The organism is Actinomadura xylanilytica (genome assembly GCF_030283145.1).
Classification (GTDB): domain Bacteria; phylum Actinomycetota; class Actinomycetes; order Streptosporangiales; family Streptosporangiaceae; genus Spirillospora; species Spirillospora xylanilytica.
The window spans coordinates 1,105,797-1,122,287 of record NZ_JASNWE010000003.1 but is presented as its reverse complement, the minus strand read 5'-3'; the positions used below and the strand labels follow the sequence as shown (position 1 = coordinate 1,122,287).

The 16,491-nt window shown below is 72.1% G+C and carries 17 protein-coding genes; 13 read left to right on the top strand and 4 right to left on the bottom strand.

Annotation, left to right across the window (positions count from 1 at the left end; translation table 11 throughout):
- The first annotated feature begins 119 nt into the window (after nt 1–119).
- Entirely contained in the window at nt 120–245 is a 126-nt protein-coding gene (locus QP090_RS22745) for a hypothetical protein (protein WP_285941152.1), read from the top strand.
- Nucleotides 242–586, top strand: coding sequence for a hypothetical protein (locus tag QP090_RS22740; protein WP_285941151.1), 345 nt, complete (start codon nt 242–244; stop codon nt 584–586). The genes QP090_RS22745 and QP090_RS22740 overlap by 4 nt, the downstream gene beginning before the upstream one ends.
- 90 nt (nt 587–676) lie before the next feature.
- On the opposite strand, the gene QP090_RS22735 is transcribed toward QP090_RS22740, so the two are convergent.
- The 3 genes from QP090_RS22735 to QP090_RS22725 are packed head-to-tail and all read right to left on the bottom strand — an operon-like array spanning nt 677 to nt 1,843.
- Entirely contained in the window at nt 677–904 is a 228-nt protein-coding gene (locus QP090_RS22735) for a DUF397 domain-containing protein (protein WP_285941150.1), read from the bottom strand.
- Nucleotides 885–1,070 carry a DUF397 domain-containing protein gene (locus QP090_RS22730; RefSeq protein ID WP_285941149.1) on the bottom strand — a complete coding sequence of 62 codons (186 nt, stop codon included), beginning with the start codon at nt 1,068–1,070 and terminating at the stop codon, nt 885–887. The genes QP090_RS22735 and QP090_RS22730 overlap by 20 nt, the downstream gene beginning before the upstream one ends.
- On the bottom strand, nt 1,061–1,843 hold the full coding sequence (locus QP090_RS22725; protein ID WP_285941148.1) for a helix-turn-helix domain-containing protein: 783 nt from the start codon (nt 1,841–1,843) through the stop codon (nt 1,061–1,063). Before QP090_RS22725 ends, QP090_RS22730 begins: the two co-directional genes overlap by 10 nt.
- A 206-nt stretch (nt 1,844–2,049) precedes the next feature.
- Here QP090_RS22725 and QP090_RS22720 point away from each other — a divergent pair, with 206 nt between their 5' ends.
- From QP090_RS22720 to QP090_RS22670, 11 genes are all read left to right on the top strand, one after another.
- Nucleotides 2,050–2,436 (top strand): ATP-binding protein, encoded by a 387-nt coding sequence (locus QP090_RS22720; RefSeq protein ID WP_285941147.1) that lies wholly within the window; start codon nt 2,050–2,052, stop codon nt 2,434–2,436.
- A 389-nt stretch (nt 2,437–2,825) separates the two neighbouring features.
- Nucleotides 2,826–3,347, top strand: a complete 522-nt coding sequence (locus QP090_RS22715; RefSeq protein ID WP_285941146.1) for a hypothetical protein — start codon at nt 2,826–2,828, stop codon at nt 3,345–3,347.
- 72 nt (nt 3,348–3,419) lie between these two features.
- Entirely contained in the window at nt 3,420–3,509 is a 90-nt protein-coding gene (locus tag QP090_RS22710) for a potassium-transporting ATPase subunit F (protein WP_285941145.1), read from the top strand.
- The gene (gene kdpA, locus QP090_RS22705; protein ID WP_285941144.1) at nt 3,510–5,171 is read left to right on the top strand and encodes a potassium-transporting ATPase subunit KdpA; all 1,662 of its coding nucleotides are present in this window, start codon (nt 3,510–3,512) and stop codon (nt 5,169–5,171) included.
- Nucleotides 5,171–7,342: a potassium-transporting ATPase subunit KdpB gene (kdpB, locus tag QP090_RS22700; RefSeq protein WP_285941143.1), complete on the top strand. Its 2,172-nt coding sequence runs from the start codon at nt 5,171–5,173 to the stop codon at nt 7,340–7,342. Before kdpA ends, kdpB begins: the two co-directional genes overlap by 1 nt.
- Before the next feature lies 1 nt (nt 7,343).
- The gene (locus QP090_RS22695; RefSeq protein ID WP_285941142.1) at nt 7,344–8,261 is read left to right on the top strand and encodes a potassium-transporting ATPase subunit C; all 918 of its coding nucleotides are present in this window, start codon (nt 7,344–7,346) and stop codon (nt 8,259–8,261) included.
- A 25-nt stretch (nt 8,262–8,286) separates the two neighbouring features.
- On the top strand, nt 8,287–11,082 hold the full coding sequence (locus QP090_RS22690; protein ID WP_285941141.1) for a sensor histidine kinase: 2,796 nt from the start codon (nt 8,287–8,289) through the stop codon (nt 11,080–11,082).
- Nucleotides 11,079–11,753: a response regulator gene (locus tag QP090_RS22685; protein WP_285941140.1), complete on the top strand. Its 675-nt coding sequence runs from the start codon at nt 11,079–11,081 to the stop codon at nt 11,751–11,753. The genes QP090_RS22690 and QP090_RS22685 overlap by 4 nt, the downstream gene beginning before the upstream one ends.
- A gap of 118 nt (nt 11,754–11,871) precedes the next feature.
- Nucleotides 11,872–12,696: an ABC transporter ATP-binding protein gene (locus tag QP090_RS22680; protein ID WP_285941139.1), complete on the top strand. Its 825-nt coding sequence runs from the start codon at nt 11,872–11,874 to the stop codon at nt 12,694–12,696.
- 2 nt (nt 12,697–12,698) lie between these two features.
- Nucleotides 12,699–14,051: an FtsX-like permease family protein gene (locus QP090_RS22675; RefSeq protein ID WP_285941138.1), complete on the top strand. Its 1,353-nt coding sequence runs from the start codon at nt 12,699–12,701 to the stop codon at nt 14,049–14,051.
- Nucleotides 14,052–14,090: 39 nt separating this feature from the next.
- Nucleotides 14,091–14,921 (top strand): hypothetical protein, encoded by an 831-nt coding sequence (locus QP090_RS22670; RefSeq protein WP_285941137.1) that lies wholly within the window; start codon nt 14,091–14,093, stop codon nt 14,919–14,921.
- Here the strand turns inward: QP090_RS22670 and QP090_RS22665 are convergent.
- Nucleotides 14,884–16,248, bottom strand: coding sequence for a L,D-transpeptidase (locus tag QP090_RS22665; RefSeq protein ID WP_285941136.1), 1,365 nt, complete (start codon nt 16,246–16,248; stop codon nt 14,884–14,886). The two genes, QP090_RS22670 and QP090_RS22665, sit on opposite strands and share 38 nt — an antisense overlap.
- Nucleotides 16,249–16,491 lie beyond the last annotated feature (243 nt).

The window sequence follows — 16,491 nt, the reverse complement described above, 5'->3', positions numbered from 1 at the left end:
GGTGCCACACCCTCCTGCCTAGCGTGCTGAGCATGGCACTATTCGAGGCCGTGACGGCGGTCAAGGGTGCGTTGCGGCGGGTGGGGACATGACCGCCGCGCGGGATGCCGGGAACGGTCATGGGTAAGCACGGTAAGGAAGTGGCTTGCTCGGCCTGTAAGGGGTCGGGTGAGCAGAAGATCGGCCGGAACGGCAAGACCGACACGGTGTCGTGCACGGTGTGCAACGGGACGGGCAAGGTGTGACCGACAAGCTGGAGTGCCCCGACTGCGGTGGCGAGGGCGAGCAGCGGATCGGTCCGCTGAGGTTCGCGTGCCGGTTCTGCATGGGGCGCGGCTACGTCGGCGGCGACTACGAGCCCGCCGAGGACCCGGCGCCCGGGGACCTGTCGCGGCCCGAGGACACCCCGGTCTGGGACGAACCCGTCATGGCCGGGTTCCCCGGCTGCGTGACCTGCTTGGGGGCCGGAATGGTGGTGCACGTCGGTGACATCAACCGGCCCACCAAGATGGTGGAGTCGCGGTGCCCGGCCTGCCATGGCGGGCCGGGGCCGGGCTTGCCGCCGGGGACGCCGAGCGGCCGGTAGCCGTCCCGGCGGGGGCCGGGCGGCACCACGAGGAGCGCAAAGGCCCTCGCACCCGGCCGTGGCGCCCGGGGCGAGGGACCGAAGACTGCGTCAAAGGCTCTTGATGGCGCTCGCGAGCCGCTGGAAGTCGCGGTGGTCGATGAAGAGGATGGGGCCTTCGGCGTCCTTGCTGTCGCGGACGGCCATCGCGCCGGAGGTGGAGGCCACCTCGACACACTGGTCTCCCTGGTCGCTACTGCGTGAGGACTTGCGCCATCTCGTGTTGTTCAGGTCTAACTCGCACGTCCTTTTGGGGTGCCTATAGACTCTTGATGGCACTGGCGAATCGTTGAAAGTCTTGGCGATTGACGAGAATCTTGGGACCGTTCGGGTCCTGGCTGTCACGAATCGCAACTGTTCCGCGAACAGATGCCAGTTCGACGCAGACGTCTCCCTGATCGCTGCTGTGAGAGGCCTTGCGCCATGCTGCTTTACTCAAGTCCATCGTTCTGTCATCACCTTTCTGAGTAGGGTCCTCGTGTCGGTCACGTTGAGCGCCTGGGCTTGTAGTGTAACCATCAGCTCGTTGACATAGGTAAGGTCGGCTGGGTCTGTTGATGTCTCACCGCCTGTGGCCTTCTCCACATAGACGACCTCGCTCCGGTTGGGTTGAGTAGCTATGTGGAACGAGCCTCGAACTCCCTTGTAGTGGGCGAACGGGGCGATTTGAATATTCACTTTGTCTCTGTGTGATGCCTCGATGAGAAAATCGAGTTGCTCACGCATGGTTTTCACCGTGCCGACTTGTCGGTAGAGCACGCTCTCCTCCATGACGACGGAGACCATGGGGAGAGGGTCGCGTGTGAGTAGGCTCTGACGACTCATCCTGGTGTCGACTGCTTCCTCATTGGCCAGTAGGGCACGGGCATAGTCTTCCTTCTGGAAGAAGCCGTACACGAAGTACGCCTCGTATGCGCGTAGTTGGGTGGCCGTGCCCTCGGCCTTTGGGAAGTTGACGAAGTACTTCGGGTACTTGCTGGCTCGGAGGAGTTCCTCCCAGGCGTCTGCGAGGGTCTTGCCGCATTGGAGGGCCTTGTCGAGGCGTTCGGTGAAGTCGAGGCGGCAGCGGGTGTCGCCTCGTTCGACCTGGCCTATGTAGCTCCGGGTGACGTTGACCAGCCTCGCGAGCTCGGCCTGGTTGAGGCCGGCGCGGAGGCGCTGCTCCTTCATCTCGGCGCCGAAGCTCAGCAGTTCGGGGTCGATCTTCTTGTCCGCCATGTGTTCTCCCTCGGGTAGGGGCGCGGTAGCGGAAGACAGTGACTTGCCGGTGCTCGGTCGCTTGCCTGTTACCGTACGCCGCCGTGTGTGTTGATGGGTGTCCGTCCGATGACAGACAGTGATCCGGTGATCGGATCCATCACACCAAAGGCCGCGTCATGATCACACGACAAAGTCGAAAGCCGCCCGTTCCGAAGGGCGAGCCCGTGTCCATCCGGGTGGCGTCCGAGGCCGAATCGATCAAGAAAGTCCGGGACCTTGTTTCGGTCGCTTTCCGGGGAATGGGCTGTTCCGAGGAAACGGTCCACCTCGGGGCCACGGTCGCCACGGAGTTGGCCACGAACGCCTACCGGCACGCGGCTGTGGCCGGGTTCGGGATCGTCGCCCGGACCTACGATTCGGAGGACGGTCCGGTCATCGAGGTGTGGGACGCATCGGACCAGGCGCCCGAGGTTCAGGCCGTTGATTTCGTGGCCGAATCCGGCCGCGGGCTACTGCTCATGGAAGCGCTCGTCACGTGCTGGGGATACACGCTTCTCGGGACGGGCGGGAAAGTGGTGTGGGCGGCCGTCCGGACGGACGACGGGACGTGATGCGGCGGCGGGCCGTTCGATACCTCGCCGTTCTTCAGATCGAGCTGGCGCTTTCGCCGTACGAGCTGCGCGTTTCGGAGTCCTTCTCGGCACGGGTGCCGGGCCTCTGGGTCTCCGGGGCGGGGGAGGGCGTCCTCGTCGTCGCGCGGCGGGTCGCGGGCGGGTGGGCGTTCCTCACCGGGGACGGATCCTTCGTCGCTCCCTGCGGAGACATGGCGTGCGCCGCCCGGCGGCTCGGCCGCCGTCTCGATCTTCCGTTAGGGCCTCGTTAAGGCTGGTGTGGGGCGCGCTAAGAAGGCGTCAAGGCAGTCCAAAAGGCCCATATTCGGGGGCTTTACTCCTGGTGAACCCCGGAAGGTACCGGGCAGACGATCACTGAGGGGGTCGCGATGGGACGCCTGGAATCGGCCGCATGGCCGCTCGCCGGTGGCGTGCTGTGCGTGTTCATCCTCGCGATCGTGCTCAAGACCGCGGCGTGGCCCGTCGGGTTCGCCCTCGTGGCGGCCTCGGTGGCCGGGTGGTCGCTGCTGGCGCCGCCCGCCGCCGGGGCCGCCGTCGGGGTCGCGGGCTGGGCGTTCGTCACGGGGTTCGACGTCAACAAGACCGGCGAGCTGACCCTCGCGGGGGGCGGCGACCTGGCCCGCGTGGGACTGCTGGTCGGCCTCGGGCTGGTGGCGGGTGCCGCCGGCCGCCTGCTGGCCGGGCGCGGACGGTGGGCCGGCGACTCCGACCCGGATCTGTGGCCGGCCGGGCATGCCCCTGACCGGGAGCCCACCGGTCGCGTCCCGGACCCCTGGGCCGGTGGCGCGTCGCCACATCAACCGGTGCCGCGCCAGTACGGCGCCGGGCAGGAACACCGCCGGACCGTTCCGGTCCCCGGAGACTCGACAAAGGAATCCAAGCATGCATGACGTGGCCTTCGTCCTGCTGACAGTGGCGGTCTTCGCGCTGTTCGGCCTGCTGGTGAAGGGCGTGGAGAAGCTGTGACGGCCGAGAACCTCGCGGGCCTGGTCCTGGCCGCACTCCTGATCGTGTTCCTGATCGCCGCCCTCTTGTTCCCGGAGCGCTTCTAGATGAGTACGACCGTCGCGGGGATCCTGTTCGCGGGGTCCCTCGTGCTCGCCGTGGCCGTGGCGTACCGGCCGCTGGGCGACTACATGTACCGCGTCTACAGCGGTGAGAAGGACTCGCGCGTGGAGCGCGGGCTGTACCGGCTGATCGGCGTCAAGAGCGGCGCCGAGCAGACGTGGGCCACCTACGCCCGCAGCGTGCTGGCGTTCTCGGTGGTGAGCATCCTGTTCCTCTACCTGCTCCAGCGGGTGCAGGACAAGCTGTTCCTCTCGCTCGGGTTCGCGCCGGTCAAGCCGGACCAGGCGTGGAACACCGCCGTCAGCTTCGTCACCAACACCAACTGGCAGTCGTACTCCGGCGAGACGACGATGGGCTACCTCGTCCAGATGTCGGGGCTGGCGGTGCAGAACTTCGTGTCGGCCGCGGTCGGCATGGCGGTGGCCATCGCGCTGGTGCGCGGGTTCGCGCGCCGCAGGAGCGACCATCTCGGCAACTTCTGGGTGGACCTCACCCGGGGGTCGATCCGGATCCTGCTGCCCATCGCGTTCGTCGGCGCCGTCCTGCTCATCGCCGGCGGGCTGGTCCAGAACTTCGCCGACCCGCACAGCGTCACCACCCTGGTCGGCGGGCAGCAGCAGATCCCGGGCGGGCCGGTGGCCAGCCAGGAAGTGATCAAGGAGCTCGGCACCAACGGCGGCGGCTTCTACAACGCCAACGCCGCGCACCCGTTCGAGAACGCGGCGACCTGGACGAACTGGCTGGAGATCTTCCTGATCCTGGTCATCCCGTTCGCGCTGTGCCGCACGTTCGGCCGGATGGTCGGGCAGAACCGGCAGGGCTACGCGATCGCCGGCGTGATGGCGACCATCGCGATCATCAGCATCACGCTGGTGAACGTCTTCCAGCTCATCCACCACGGCACCGTCCCGGTCGCCGCGGGCGGCGCGATGGAGGGCGTGGAGGCGCGGTTCGGGGTGTCGAACTCGGCGACCTTCGCCGGCGCCACCACGCTGACCTCGACCGGCGCCGTGGACTCCTTCCACGACTCCTACACCAGCCTCGGCGGCATGATGACGATGTTCAACATGCAGCTCGGCGAGGTCGCGCCGGGCGGCGTCGGGTCCGGCCTGTACGGCATGCTGGTGCTCGCGGTGATCACCGTGTTCGTGGCCGGGCTCATGGTCGGCCGCACCCCCGAGTACCTCGGCAAGAAGATCGGTCCGCGCGAGATCAAGTTCGCCGCGAGCTACTTCCTGATCACCCCGATCCTGGTGCTGTGCGGGACCGCCGCGGCGATCGCCACCACCAGCGGCCGGGACGGGCTGCTGAACGGCGGCGCGCACGGGCTCAGCGAGATCCTGTACGCCTTCACCTCGGCGTCCAACAACAACGGGTCGGCGTTCGCGGGCCTGACGGTCAACACCGTCTGGTACGACACCGCGCTCGGCCTGTGCATGGCGTTCGGACGGTTCGTCCCGATCATCTTCGTGCTCGCGCTGGCCGGATCGCTGGCCAAGCAGGGCGGGACCCCGGCGTCCGAGGGCACGCTCCCCACGCACCGGCCGCAGTTCGTCGGCATGGTCGTCGGGGTCACCGTCGTCCTGGTCGCGCTCACTTTCCTCCCGGCGCTCGCGCTCGGGCCGTTGGCCGAAGGAATCCACTAATGGCGACGCAGACAGTCCAGGCGCCGAACCCCGCCTCCGAACCCCCCTCCCGCAAGGGCGGAAAGGTGGGGGGCGGGCTGCTGGACCCGAAACAGCTCCTCCGGTCACTGCCGGACGCGGCCCGCAAGCTGGACCCGCGGACGCTGTGGCGCAACCCCGTGATGCTCATCGTCGAGGTCGGCGCGGTGTGGACCACGGTCCTCGCCGTCCTCGAGCCGAGCACGTTCGCTTGGCTGATCGTGGTGTGGCTCTGGCTGACCGTGCTGTTCGCGAACCTGGCCGAGGCGGTCGCCGAGGGCCGCGGCAAGGCGCAGGCCGACGCGCTGCGGCGGGCCAAGACCGACGCGATGGCGCGGCGCCTGGTCGACTGGGCGCCGGACCGGACCGGCGTGCGCGAGGAGGAGGTCGGCGCCCCGCAGCTCAGGCAGGGCGACCACGTGGTGGTCGAGGCCGGCGAGATCATCCCCGGGGACGGCGACGTCGTCGAGGGCATCGCCAGCGTGGACGAGTCGGCGATCACCGGCGAGTCCGCGCCGGTGATCCGCGAATCGGGCGGCGACCGCTCGGCGGTGACCGGCGGCACCAAGGTGCTGTCGGATCGGATCGTCGTGAAGATCACGCAGAAGCCGGGGGAGAGCTTCATCGACCGGATGATCGCCCTGGTCGAGGGCGCGAGCCGGCAGAAGACGCCGAACGAGATCGCGCTCAACATCCTGCTGGCCGCGCTCACCATCATCTTCCTGCTGGCGGTGACCACGCTCCAGCCGATGGCGATCTACTCCATGGGCAACAACCCCGGCGTGGCGGGCTCGCTGTCGCTGGACTCGCACGGCGTGACCGGGCTCGTCCTGGTGTCGCTGCTGGTCTGCCTGATCCCGACCACGATCGGGGCGCTGCTGTCGGCGATCGGCATCGCCGGCATGGACCGGCTCGTCCAGCGGAACGTGCTGGCGATGAGCGGGCGCGCGGTCGAGGCGGCGGGCGACGTCAACACGCTGCTGCTCGACAAGACCGGCACGATCACGCTGGGCAACCGGCAGGCCGCCGCGTTCCTCCCGGTGGAGGGCGTGACCGAGGCGGAGCTCGCGGACGCCGCGCAGCTGTCCAGCCTCGCCGACGAGACCCCCGAGGGCCGCTCGGTCGTGGTGTTCGCCAAGGAGCGGCACGGCCTGCGCGAACGCACCGCGGGCGAGCTGACCCACGCCACCTGGGTCCCGTTCACCGCGCAGACCCGGATGTCGGGCGTCGACCTGGAGGCGTCCGGCGACGACCCCGGGCGGACGCTGCGCAAGGGCGCGGCGGGCGCGGTCGCCGAGTGGGTGCGCGAGCAGGACGGGAACGTCCCGGCCGACCTGAGCGAGATCGTCGACGGCGTCTCCGCGTCCGGCGGCACCCCGCTGGTGGTCGGCGAGCGCGTGGACGGCCGCACCCGCGTCCTCGGCGTCATCCACCTCAAGGACGTGGTCAAGGCGGGGATGCGGGAGCGGTTCGACGAGATGCGCCGGATGGGCATCCGGACCGTGATGATCACCGGGGACAACCCGCTGACCGCCAAGGCGATCGCGGACGAGGCCGGGGTGGACGACTTCCTGGCCGAGGCCCGGCCCGAGGACAAGCTCGCGCTGATCAGGAAGGAGCAGGACGGCGGCCGGCTGGTCGCGATGACCGGCGACGGCACCAACGACGCCCCCGCGCTGGCGCAGGCCGACGTCGGGGTGGCGATGAACACCGGGACCTCGGCCGCCAAGGAGGCCGGGAACATGGTGGACCTGGACTCCGACCCGACCAAGCTGATCGAGATCGTCGAGATCGGCAAGCAGCTCCTGATCACCCGCGGCGCGCTGACCACCTTCTCCATCGCCAACGACATCGCCAAGTACTTCGCGATCATCCCGGCGATGTTCGTGGTGGTGTTCCCGGGGCTGGACGCGCTCAACATCATGCGGCTGCACAGCCCGCAGTCGGCGATCCTGTCCGCGGTCGTCTTCAACGCGCTGGTCATCATCGCGCTGATCCCGCTGGCCCTGCGCGGAGTGAAGTACCGGCCGAGCAGCGCGTCCAAGCTGCTCAGCCGCAACCTGTACGTCTACGGGCTGGGCGGCATCGTCGCCCCGTTCATCGGCATCAAGATCATCGACCTCATCGTCCAGTTCCTTCCGGGGATGTCCTGACATGCGCCTGCCCACCTGGACGCGCCGCCACCTGGCCGCCGTCCGCGCCGTGCTCGTCCTCACCGTCGTGCTCGGCCTCGTCTACCCGCTGGCCGTCTTCGCGGTCGGCCAGATCCCCGGCCTGAAGGGCAACGCCGACGGCTCCTACGTCAAGGCCGGCGGCAGGACCGTCGGCAGCGACCTGATCGGGCAGTCGTTCACCGACAAGGACGGGAAACCGCTCAAGCAGTACTTCCAGAGCCGCCCGTCCAACGCCGGCGACGGCTACGACGCGATGGCGTCGGGGGCGGGCAACCTCGGCCCCGAGGACATCGTCGACACCCTGCCCGACCCCGCGCTGGCCAAGGCGGGCAAGGAGGACGAGAACGCCAGGCAGAGCCTGCTCACCCAGGTCTGCGAGCGCAGCAAGGACGCCGGGGAACTGGACGGGGTCGACGGCTCCCGCCCGTTCTGCACCCCGGGCGGCGTCGGCGCGGTGCTGGCGGTGTTCGGCACCCGCTCGGCGAACGGCACCGTCCCGCACCCGACCCGCGTCGTCAGCCTGAACGAGCAGGAGGGCGTGGTGAAGGCCCCCTTCATCGCGACCTACCGCGGCCTGCCGGTGCAGCTCGCCCGGTTCGGTCAGGACTACGCCAAGGGACTGACCGTGCCGATCAAGGGGGACGCGCCGGCGCACCCGGCCGTGCCCACCGACGCGGTCACCGCCAGCGGCAGCGGCCTCGACCCGCACATCAGCCCCGCGTACGCGGGCATCCAGGTCAACCGGGTCGCGCAGGCCCGCGGGGTGTCGCCCGCGCAGGTCCGCACGCTGGTCGGGGAGCACCGCAGCGGCCGGGGCGCCGGCTTCACGGGCGAGCCGCGGGTCAACGTCCTCGAACTCAACATGGCACTGGACGCCGCGTTCCCGACGCGCGGCTGACCCACCGTTTCACCGAGGAGGCGCGATGGGCCGCGGCCGGCTGCGGATCTACCTGGGCGCGGCGCCCGGGGTGGGCAAGACCTACGCGATGCTCGCCGAGGGCGGGCGGCGGCGCGACCGCGGCACCGACCTGATCGTCGGGTACGTCGAGACCCACGGGCGGGCCCGGACCGCGGAGGTGCTGGAGGGGCTGGAGACCGTCCCCCGGAGGACCGTGTCCTACCGGGGGACGGAGTTCACCGAGCTGGACGTGGACGCGGTGATCGCGCGGCGTCCCGAGGTGGTGCTGGTGGACGAGCTGGCGCACACCAACGTGCCCGGCTCGCGCAACGCCAAGCGCTGGCAGGACATCGAGGAGATCGTCGAGGCCGGCATCGACGTCGTCTCGACGGTGAACGTCCAGCACCTGGACTCGGTCAACGACGTCGTCGAGCGGATCACCGGCGTCCCGCAGCGCGAGACCGTCCCGGACGAGGTGGTGCGCGGCGCCGAGCAGATCGAGCTGGTCGACATGGCGCCGGAGGCGCTGCGGCGGCGGATGGCGCACGGCAACGTGTACGCGCCGGAGAAGGTCGACGCCGCGCTCGGCAACTACTTCCGGGTCGGCAACCTGACCGCGCTGCGCGAGCTGGCGCTGCTGTGGCTGGCCGACAAGGTCGACGACCAGCTCGGCCGGTACCGGGCCGAGCACGACATCCGCGGCACCTGGGAGGCGCGGGAGCGGGTGGTGGTCGCGCTCACCGGCGGACCGGAGGGCGACACGCTGATCCGCCGCGCGGCGCGGATCGCCGACCGCAGCAAGGGCGCCGACCTGCTCGCCGTGCACGTCGCGCGCAGCGACGGGCTGACCGACGCGGGCCCGGCCAACCTCGCCCGGCAGCGCGCGCTGGCCGAGAGCCTCGGCGGCAGCTACCACCAGGTCGTCGGGTCGAACGTGCCGGACGCGCTGCTCGACTTCGCGCGCGGCGTCAACGCGACCCAGCTTGTGCTGGGCGCGTCCCGCCGCGGACGCCTCGCGCAGCTCTTCTCGCGCGGCGTGGGCGTCACGACCAGCGCGCAGTCCGGGGCGATCGACGTGCACCTGGTCACGCACGAGGAGGCCGGCCAGGGGCGGCGGTGGAAGGCCCTGCGCTCGGCCTGGGGCGTGCCCGACGCGCGGCGCAACGCCGGGTTCGTGCTGAGCCTGCTCGGGCTGCCGCTGCTCACCGCCGTGCTCTACCACCAGCGCGCGGAGCTGTCGCTGACCAGCGACATCCTGCTGTTCCAGGCGGCGGTCATCGGGGTGGCGCTGGTCGGCGGCCTGTACCCGGCGCTGTTCGCGGCGATCGGCGGCTCGCTGCTGCTCAACTACTACTTCACCCCGCCGATCCACCACTTCACCGTGCACGACCCGGAGGCGTTCCTCCAGCTCCTGATCTACGTGGTGGTGGGCGTGACGGTCAGCACGATCGTCGACCTCACCGCCCGCAAGAGCCGTGAGGCGGCGCAGGCCCGCGCGGACGGCGAGGTGCTGTCCACGCTGGCCGGCGACATCCTGCGGGGCGGGCCGGCCGAACCGGCCGGGGCGGGCGCGGGCGCGGGGGAGTCCGGCGGCCCGTCGACGGCCGGACGCCGCGGTGTCCACGGCGTCCGGGGCGGCTCGGGGGCGCTGGCCGGCATCCTCGGGCGGCTCCGCGAGACCTACGGCCTCACCTCGGTCACGCTGCTGGAACGCGACCCGGACGAGCCGAACACCCCGGCGACCAACCGCGACCCCGACTGCTGGGTCGTCGTCGCCAACGCGGGCGGCGAGCCGTGCACCTGCCCGGACGGCGAGGGGCCGCTGCCGGGCGGCGACGTCAACTCGGCCGTCCTGGTGGACGAGTCGCTGGCGCTGGTGCTCCGCGGCCGGACGCTCCCCGCGTCCGACCGGCGGGTGCTGGAGGCGTTCGGCGCGCAGGCCGCCGTCGCGCTCCGCCACCAGCGGCTGGCCGAGGCCGCCGAGCGGGTGCGGCCCCTCGCCGCCGCCGACCGGATGCGGACCGCCCTGCTGAACGCGGTCAGCCACGACCTGCGCACCCCGCTCGCGTCCGCCAAGGCCGCGGTGGAGAGCCTGCGCAGCCCGGACGTGATCTGGAGCCTCGAGGACCAGGACGAGCTGGTCGCCACCGCCGCCGAGTCGCTGGACCGGCTCGACCGGCTCGTCGCCAACCTGCTGGACATGAGCCGGCTCCAGGCGGGCGCGCTCGGCCTCGCGCTGCGGCCGGTCGCCGCCGAGGACGCCGTCCCGCGCGCGCTCGGCGACCTCGGCGACCTCGGCCGGGACGATGTGGAGATCCGCATCCCGGAGGGGCTGCCGGAGGTCCTGGCCGACCCGGCGCTGCTGGAGCGGGTGCTGGTCAACGTGATCGCCAACGCCGTCCGGCACAGCCCGCCGGGACGGCCGGTGCTCGTCACCGCGAGCGCGCACGCCGACCGGCTGGAGCTGCGCGTCATCGACCGGGGCCCGGGGATCCCGGCCGCCGACCGGGACCGGGTCTTCGAGCCGTTCCAGCGGCTCGGCGACCGCGACAACCACACCGGCGTCGGCCTCGGGCTCGCGCTGTCCCGCGGCCTCGCCGAGGCGATGGACGGGGCGATCGTGATGGAGGAGACGCCCGGCGGCGGCCTGACCATGGTGCTCGACCTGCCCGCCATCGCCCCCGCCCCGCCGCACCCGACCCCGCCGCCGGCCTTGGCCCTGGCCGCGACGCTCCCGCCGCCCCTGTCGCCCCCGCCGCCCCCGACGCCGCGTCCGCCCGCCGATCCGGCGGTGCACGAGCACGAACGAGGAGAACGATGACACGCGTGCTGGTGGTCGACGACTCGCCGCAGATCCTGGCCACCCTCCGCCTCAACCTGCGCGCCCGCGACTACGACGTCCGGGTCGCGGCGAACGGCGGCCAGGCGCTGACCCGCGCCGCCGACTGGCATCCCGACCTGGTCGTGCTCGACCTCGGGCTGCCCGACCTGGACGGCGTGGACGTGATCCGGGGACTGCGCGGCTGGACCGAGGTCCCGATCATCGTGCTGTCCGGCCGGGCGGGCAGCAGGGACAAGGTGGACGCCCTGGACGCGGGCGCCGACGACTACGTCACCAAGCCGTTCGGGGTGGACGAGCTGCTGGCCCGGATCCGCGCGATCACCCGCCGCGCGCCCGCGGGGGAGTCGTCCCCGACCGCCCGGCTCGGGCCGTGGGTGGTCGACCTGGCCCGCAAGACCGTCACGGCGGGGGAGGAGCGGGTGCATCTGACCCCGACCGAATGGGGTGTCCTGGAACCGCTGGTGCGCAACCCGGGCAAGCTCATCGCGCAGCGCCAGCTCCTGGCCGAGGTCTGGGGCCCGTCCTACCTCAAGGAGACCCACTACCTGCGCGTCTACCTGGCGGCGCTGCGCCGCAAGCTGGAGCCCGACCCGTCCAGGCCCCGGCACCTGATCACCGAGCCGGGCATGGGGTACCGCTTCGAGCCCTGACGGAGGTGGGGTTTTGCCTACCCGGTCAGGCGGTCTGGACCCATCGTCCGGGGCGTTCCCCGTCCGTAGCTTCATTCCCAGAGGCGCACCGCAAGGGGACGCCGTATGGGAGGTGGCCATGTTCGGGCGCAGAGAAGGCGACCACGCGGGGACGAACCCCGCGGGCAGGAACCCGGCCGGGGGGACGGGCGAGGCGCTCCGGCTCGACTCGGTCAGCAAGGTCTACGGCGCGGGCGGCAACCGGGTGAACGCCCTGGACGGCGTCAGCCTCTCGCTGCCCACCGGGTCGTTCACCGCGGTCATGGGCCCGTCCGGCTCGGGCAAGAGCACGCTGTTGCAGTGCGCCGCGGGGCTGGACCGGCCGACCGGCGGGCGGGTGTTCGTGGACGGCGCGGAGCTGGCCGGCGAGAACGAGGCGGCGCTGACCAGGTTCCGGCGGCAGCGGATCGGGTTCGTGTTCCAGCAGTTCAACCTGATGCCGACGCTGACCGTCATGCAGAACGTCACCCTGCCGCTGAAGCTCGCCGGGCAGAAGGCCGACAAGGACAAGGCGCGCGCGGTGCTGGAGCGGGTCGGGCTGGGCGACCGCCTGCGCCACCTGCCGTCCGAGCTGTCGGGCGGGCAGCAGCAGCGGGTGGCGATCGCGCGGGCGCTGGTCACCGAGCCCAAGGTGCTCTTCGGCGACGAGCCGACCGGCGCGCTGGACACCCGCAGCGCCCGCGAGGTGCTCGCGCTGCTCCAGGAGGCCGTGCATGCGTACGGGCGGACCGTGGTCATGGTGACCCACGACCCGGTCGCGGCGTCCTGTGCCGGGGCGGTGCTGTTCCTGGCGGACGGGCGGCTGGTCGGGCAGCTCGTCGCGCCGACCGCCGAGGCGGTCGCGGAGCGGATGACCCACCTGGCCGACGAGGTCGAGCGCCAGCGCGCGACGGCGGGGGTGTGACGATGCTCCGGCTGTCCCTGAGCTCGCTGCGGAGGCGGAGGGGCGCGTTCGCCGCGAGCTTCCTGGCGATGTTCCTCGGCGCGACGATCCTGATGGCGTTCGCGTCCCTGCTCGACACCGCCGAGGGCACGAGCGGCACGGCGAAGAGCACGCTGACCACGATGGCGCTGGTGGTGGGCGGCTGGGGGCTGGTGCTGGTGGTCTTCGCGGTCACCTCCACGCTCACCCTGTCGGTGCGGCAGCGGGGCGCGGAGCTGGCCCTGCTGAAGAGCGTGGGCGCGACCCCCGCCCAGCTCGGCCGCATGATCGTCGGTGAGACCGGCGGGCTGGCGGTGGTCGCCGCGCTGCTGGCGGTCCCGGCGGCGCTGCTCGCCGGGCGCGGGCTGCTCGGCATGCTGCACGCCTCCGGGCAGGTGCCGGACGAGATCGGCTACGCCTTCGGGCCGGTCGCCCTGACCATGGGCCTCGGCATCACCTTCGCGTCCGCCACCGGCGCCGCGCTGATCACCGCTCGCCGCGCCACCCGGGTCCGGGTGACCGAGTCGCTGATGGCGGCGGCGGTCGAGCCCGGCGGGCTGAGCCGGAAGCGGATCGTCGGGGCGGTGCTGTTCCTCGCGCTCGCGCTGAACCTCGGCGTGGTCACCGCCACGATGATGCGCGGCGCGGGCACCGACGCGATGGCCACGTCCGGGCAGGCCGACATCTTCGCCGCGATCGGGCTGGCGCTGCTCGCCCCGCTGATCATCCGGCTGGCGACCGGCGTGCTGGCCGGCCCGCTGCGCCGGCTGGGCGGCGTCGCCGGCGAGCTCGCGGTGACCAACCTGCGGCGCCGGACCGGGCAGATGGCCTCGGTGCTGACGCCGATCATCCTGTTCACCGGCACCGGGGTCGGCACGCTGTATCTCCAGGACATCGAGAACGCCTCGATGTCGGCCGCCGGCCTCGCCAAGACGGCCGAGCAGAAGGACATCGAGACGCTCAACTTCGTGGTCATCGGCATGATCGTGGTGTTCACCGCGATCATGCTGGTGAACACGCTGGTCACGGCGACCACCCACCGGCGCCGCGAGTTCGGCCAGCAGCGCCTGGCGGGCGCGACCCCCGGTCAGGTGCTCGGCACGGTGGCGCTGGAGTCGGCGGTGCTGGCCGCCACCGGGGTGGTGTGCGGCGCGGTCGCCGCGCTCTTCACGGTGCTGCCGTTCAGCATCGCCCGGTCCGGCACGGCCGTGCCGGACGGCGGTCCGGGCATCTTCGTCGCGGTCGCGGCCCTGGCCGTCGTCCTCACCGGTGTCACCGCGCTCGGCACGGCCCGCCGGACCGTCCGGACCCCGGCGGTGGCGGCGGTCGGGGTCTGAGGAGTAGGCTGGGTGAGTACTCACTCAGAAGGAGCGGTCATGCGCAGCAGCCCGGTGGACGTCCGGCCCGGCGGCACGGTTCCCGTCTCCGAGATCGCCGCCGGGCTGCGCGCGTTCTGGACGCGCGGCCGGGCGATCGAGCGGACCTGCTACGCGATCGGGGCGGCGCTCATCGCGTCCGGCCTGGTCCACCTGGTGGTCTTCGCCGTGGACGGCGGGCCGTGGACGGGGCCGGTGTCGTGGCGCAAGCCCGTCACCTTCGGCCTGTCGTTCGGGCTGACCCTCGTCACGATCGCGTGGGTCGCCTCGTTCGTCCGGCTCGGCGAACGGGCCCGTGTCCGCGTCCTCGGCGTGTTCGCCGCCGCCTGCGTCGTCGAGACCGCCCTGATCACGCTCCAGGCGTGGCGGCGCGTGCCGTCGCACTTCAACGAGGAGACCGGCTTCGACACGGTGGTCACCCGGATCCTCGCCGCGTTCGGCGGGATCCTGATCGTCACGCTGGTGGCGCTCACCGTGGCCGCCTTCCGGGACGCGCCGGGGACCGCGCCCAGCATGCGGCTGGCCGTCCGGGCCGGCTTCGCCGCCCTGCTCGGCGCGCTGGCCTGCGGCGCCGCGATGATCGCGCGGGGCGTGGTCGAGGTGCAGACCGGGCACCAGCAGCTCGCCTACCACGTGGCCGGGGCGCTCAAGCCCGCGCACGCGGTCACCATGCACGCCGTCCTCGTGCTGCCCGCGATCGCCTGGCTGCTGACGTTCACCGCCCTCGCCGAGGCCCGCCGCGTCCGGGTCGTCGCGCTCGCCTCGGCGGCCTACGGGGTCGCGGCGCTGGCCGTCATCGGGTACTCGGCGGTCGGGTTCGCGACCGGCTGACGGGACCGGAGCCGACCGCACCGGTGCCGACCGGACCCGTGGCGACCGGACCCGTGGCGACGGGACCCGTGGTGACCGGACCCGTGGTGACCGGGCGGCCCAGTGCACCGCCCGCCACCCAGGCGGACCAGGGGAGCTGCCAGTAGCCCCACCCGTTGTTCCACTCCAGCGACCGGGTCGTGCCGATCACGCTGACGACGTCGCCGCGCTGCGACTGCCCGTAGAACCACCGGGCGAAGCCGGGGGCGGCGTTGACGCAGCCGTGGCTGACGTTCTCGCGTCCCTGCGAGCCGACCGACCAGGGCGCGGAGTGCACGTACTCGCCGCTGCTGGAGATCTGCACCGCGTGCCGGACGGTCAGCCTGTAGAAGCGCGGGTCGCCCCGGTCGGTGACGCCCATCCAGCCGGAGGTCATCACGACCGGGTCGCCCTTGCCCATCACCAGGTGCACGCCGCTGGCGGTGGTGTAGGCGCGGCGGCCCCCCTTGCCCGCGCTGATCGGCTCCCGGCGGACGACCCGTCCGTCCACCCGGACCGTCATGCGGTGGCGGCGGGTGTCGACCGTGCTGATCCGGGAGGCGCCGACGCTGAACGCGGTGCTGTGGCCCGCCGCCCCGTACACGCCGGGCGCCGCCCGCACCCCGGCGGTGTGCGCCAGCAGCGTGACCCGCAGGCCCGCGGGCCAGTAGCGGCGCGGCCGGAAGGCCACCTGGCCCGCGCCGGTCCAGTGCCACGCGCCGGTGACGGGCCGGCTCGTCCGGAGTTCGAGGGCGCGCTCCACCGCGGCGCGGTCGGTGATCGGCCGGGAGAAGGTGACGACGAGCGGCATGCCGACGCCGACGACCTCGCCGGAGCGGGGCGTGACGTCGCCGACCGTGAACGTGGCGGCCGGGGTCAGGGTGGTGAAGCGGGACTCGGCGCGGGTCGGCCCGTCCCCGTCGGTGCCGGTGGCGGCGACCCGGTAGGTGGTGCCGGGCTGGAGCGCCCAGCGCGAGCGCCAGGTCCGGCGGTCGGCCGACAGGCCCCCGGCCACCGGGCCGGTGCCGCCCCGCGCGGTGACGGTGACGCCGCGCAGGGTGCCGCGCACGGCGGTGACGACGACGCGCCGGTCGGGCCGCACGTCGCGGGCGCCATCGTCCGGGACGGTCCGGACGGCGGGCTCCCGTCCCGGCGCGGCGGCCTCGGACGCGGCCCTCGCCGGCGGCGGCCGGTGCCGGTCCGCGCCGCCGCAGGCCGCGGTCGCCGCCGCCAGCAGGACGAGCGCCGTCCCTGCCGGGATGAGGGGAGTGCCCCGGCCGGACCCGTGCCGGCTGACCCTGCGCTGCATCGTGTCCTCGCGATGTGCCTGGAATGAGTTGTTGACGCCCTATGTAGCGATCCATCTACGGAGAGTGGTGGGCGCATCTGGCAAAGTAGACGCTGACCGCGGCCGGGGCCGCCGTCGCGCCGGATTTCGGATGTCTCGATTAGGTGACGGCCCCGTGGCGCGGCGCCCCGCGGCGTGGCCGCCGCCCAGGTCGCGGCGGATGAGGCGGTACCGTCCCTGGTCTGGGCCTTTGGCAGATTCCGT

Excerpts from the sequence above, each read along its gene's own strand:
- QP090_RS22745 (WP_285941152.1), top strand. The coding sequence starts at position 120 with ATGGGTAAGCACGGTAAGGAAGTGGCTTGCTCGGCCTGTAAGGGGTCG.
- QP090_RS22730 (WP_285941149.1), bottom strand. The coding sequence starts at position 1,070 with ATGGACTTGAGTAAAGCAGCATGGCGCAAGGCCTCTCACAGCAGCGAT.
- QP090_RS22725 (WP_285941148.1), bottom strand. The coding sequence starts at position 1,843 with ATGGCGGACAAGAAGATCGACCCCGAACTGCTGAGCTTCGGCGCCGAG.
- QP090_RS22715 (WP_285941146.1), top strand. The coding sequence starts at position 2,826 with ATGGGACGCCTGGAATCGGCCGCATGGCCGCTCGCCGGTGGCGTGCTG.
- kdpA (WP_285941144.1), top strand. The coding sequence starts at position 3,510 with ATGAGTACGACCGTCGCGGGGATCCTGTTCGCGGGGTCCCTCGTGCTC.
- kdpB (WP_285941143.1), top strand. The coding sequence starts at position 5,171 with ATGGCGACGCAGACAGTCCAGGCGCCGAACCCCGCCTCCGAACCCCCC.
- QP090_RS22695 (WP_285941142.1), top strand. The coding sequence starts at position 7,344 with ATGCGCCTGCCCACCTGGACGCGCCGCCACCTGGCCGCCGTCCGCGCC.
- QP090_RS22690 (WP_285941141.1), top strand. The coding sequence starts at position 8,287 with ATGGGCCGCGGCCGGCTGCGGATCTACCTGGGCGCGGCGCCCGGGGTG.
- QP090_RS22685 (WP_285941140.1), top strand. The coding sequence starts at position 11,079 with ATGACACGCGTGCTGGTGGTCGACGACTCGCCGCAGATCCTGGCCACC.
- QP090_RS22680 (WP_285941139.1), top strand. The coding sequence starts at position 11,872 with ATGTTCGGGCGCAGAGAAGGCGACCACGCGGGGACGAACCCCGCGGGC.
- QP090_RS22675 (WP_285941138.1), top strand. The coding sequence starts at position 12,699 with ATGCTCCGGCTGTCCCTGAGCTCGCTGCGGAGGCGGAGGGGCGCGTTC.
- QP090_RS22670 (WP_285941137.1), top strand. The coding sequence starts at position 14,091 with ATGCGCAGCAGCCCGGTGGACGTCCGGCCCGGCGGCACGGTTCCCGTC.
- QP090_RS22665 (WP_285941136.1), bottom strand. The coding sequence starts at position 16,248 with ATGCAGCGCAGGGTCAGCCGGCACGGGTCCGGCCGGGGCACTCCCCTC.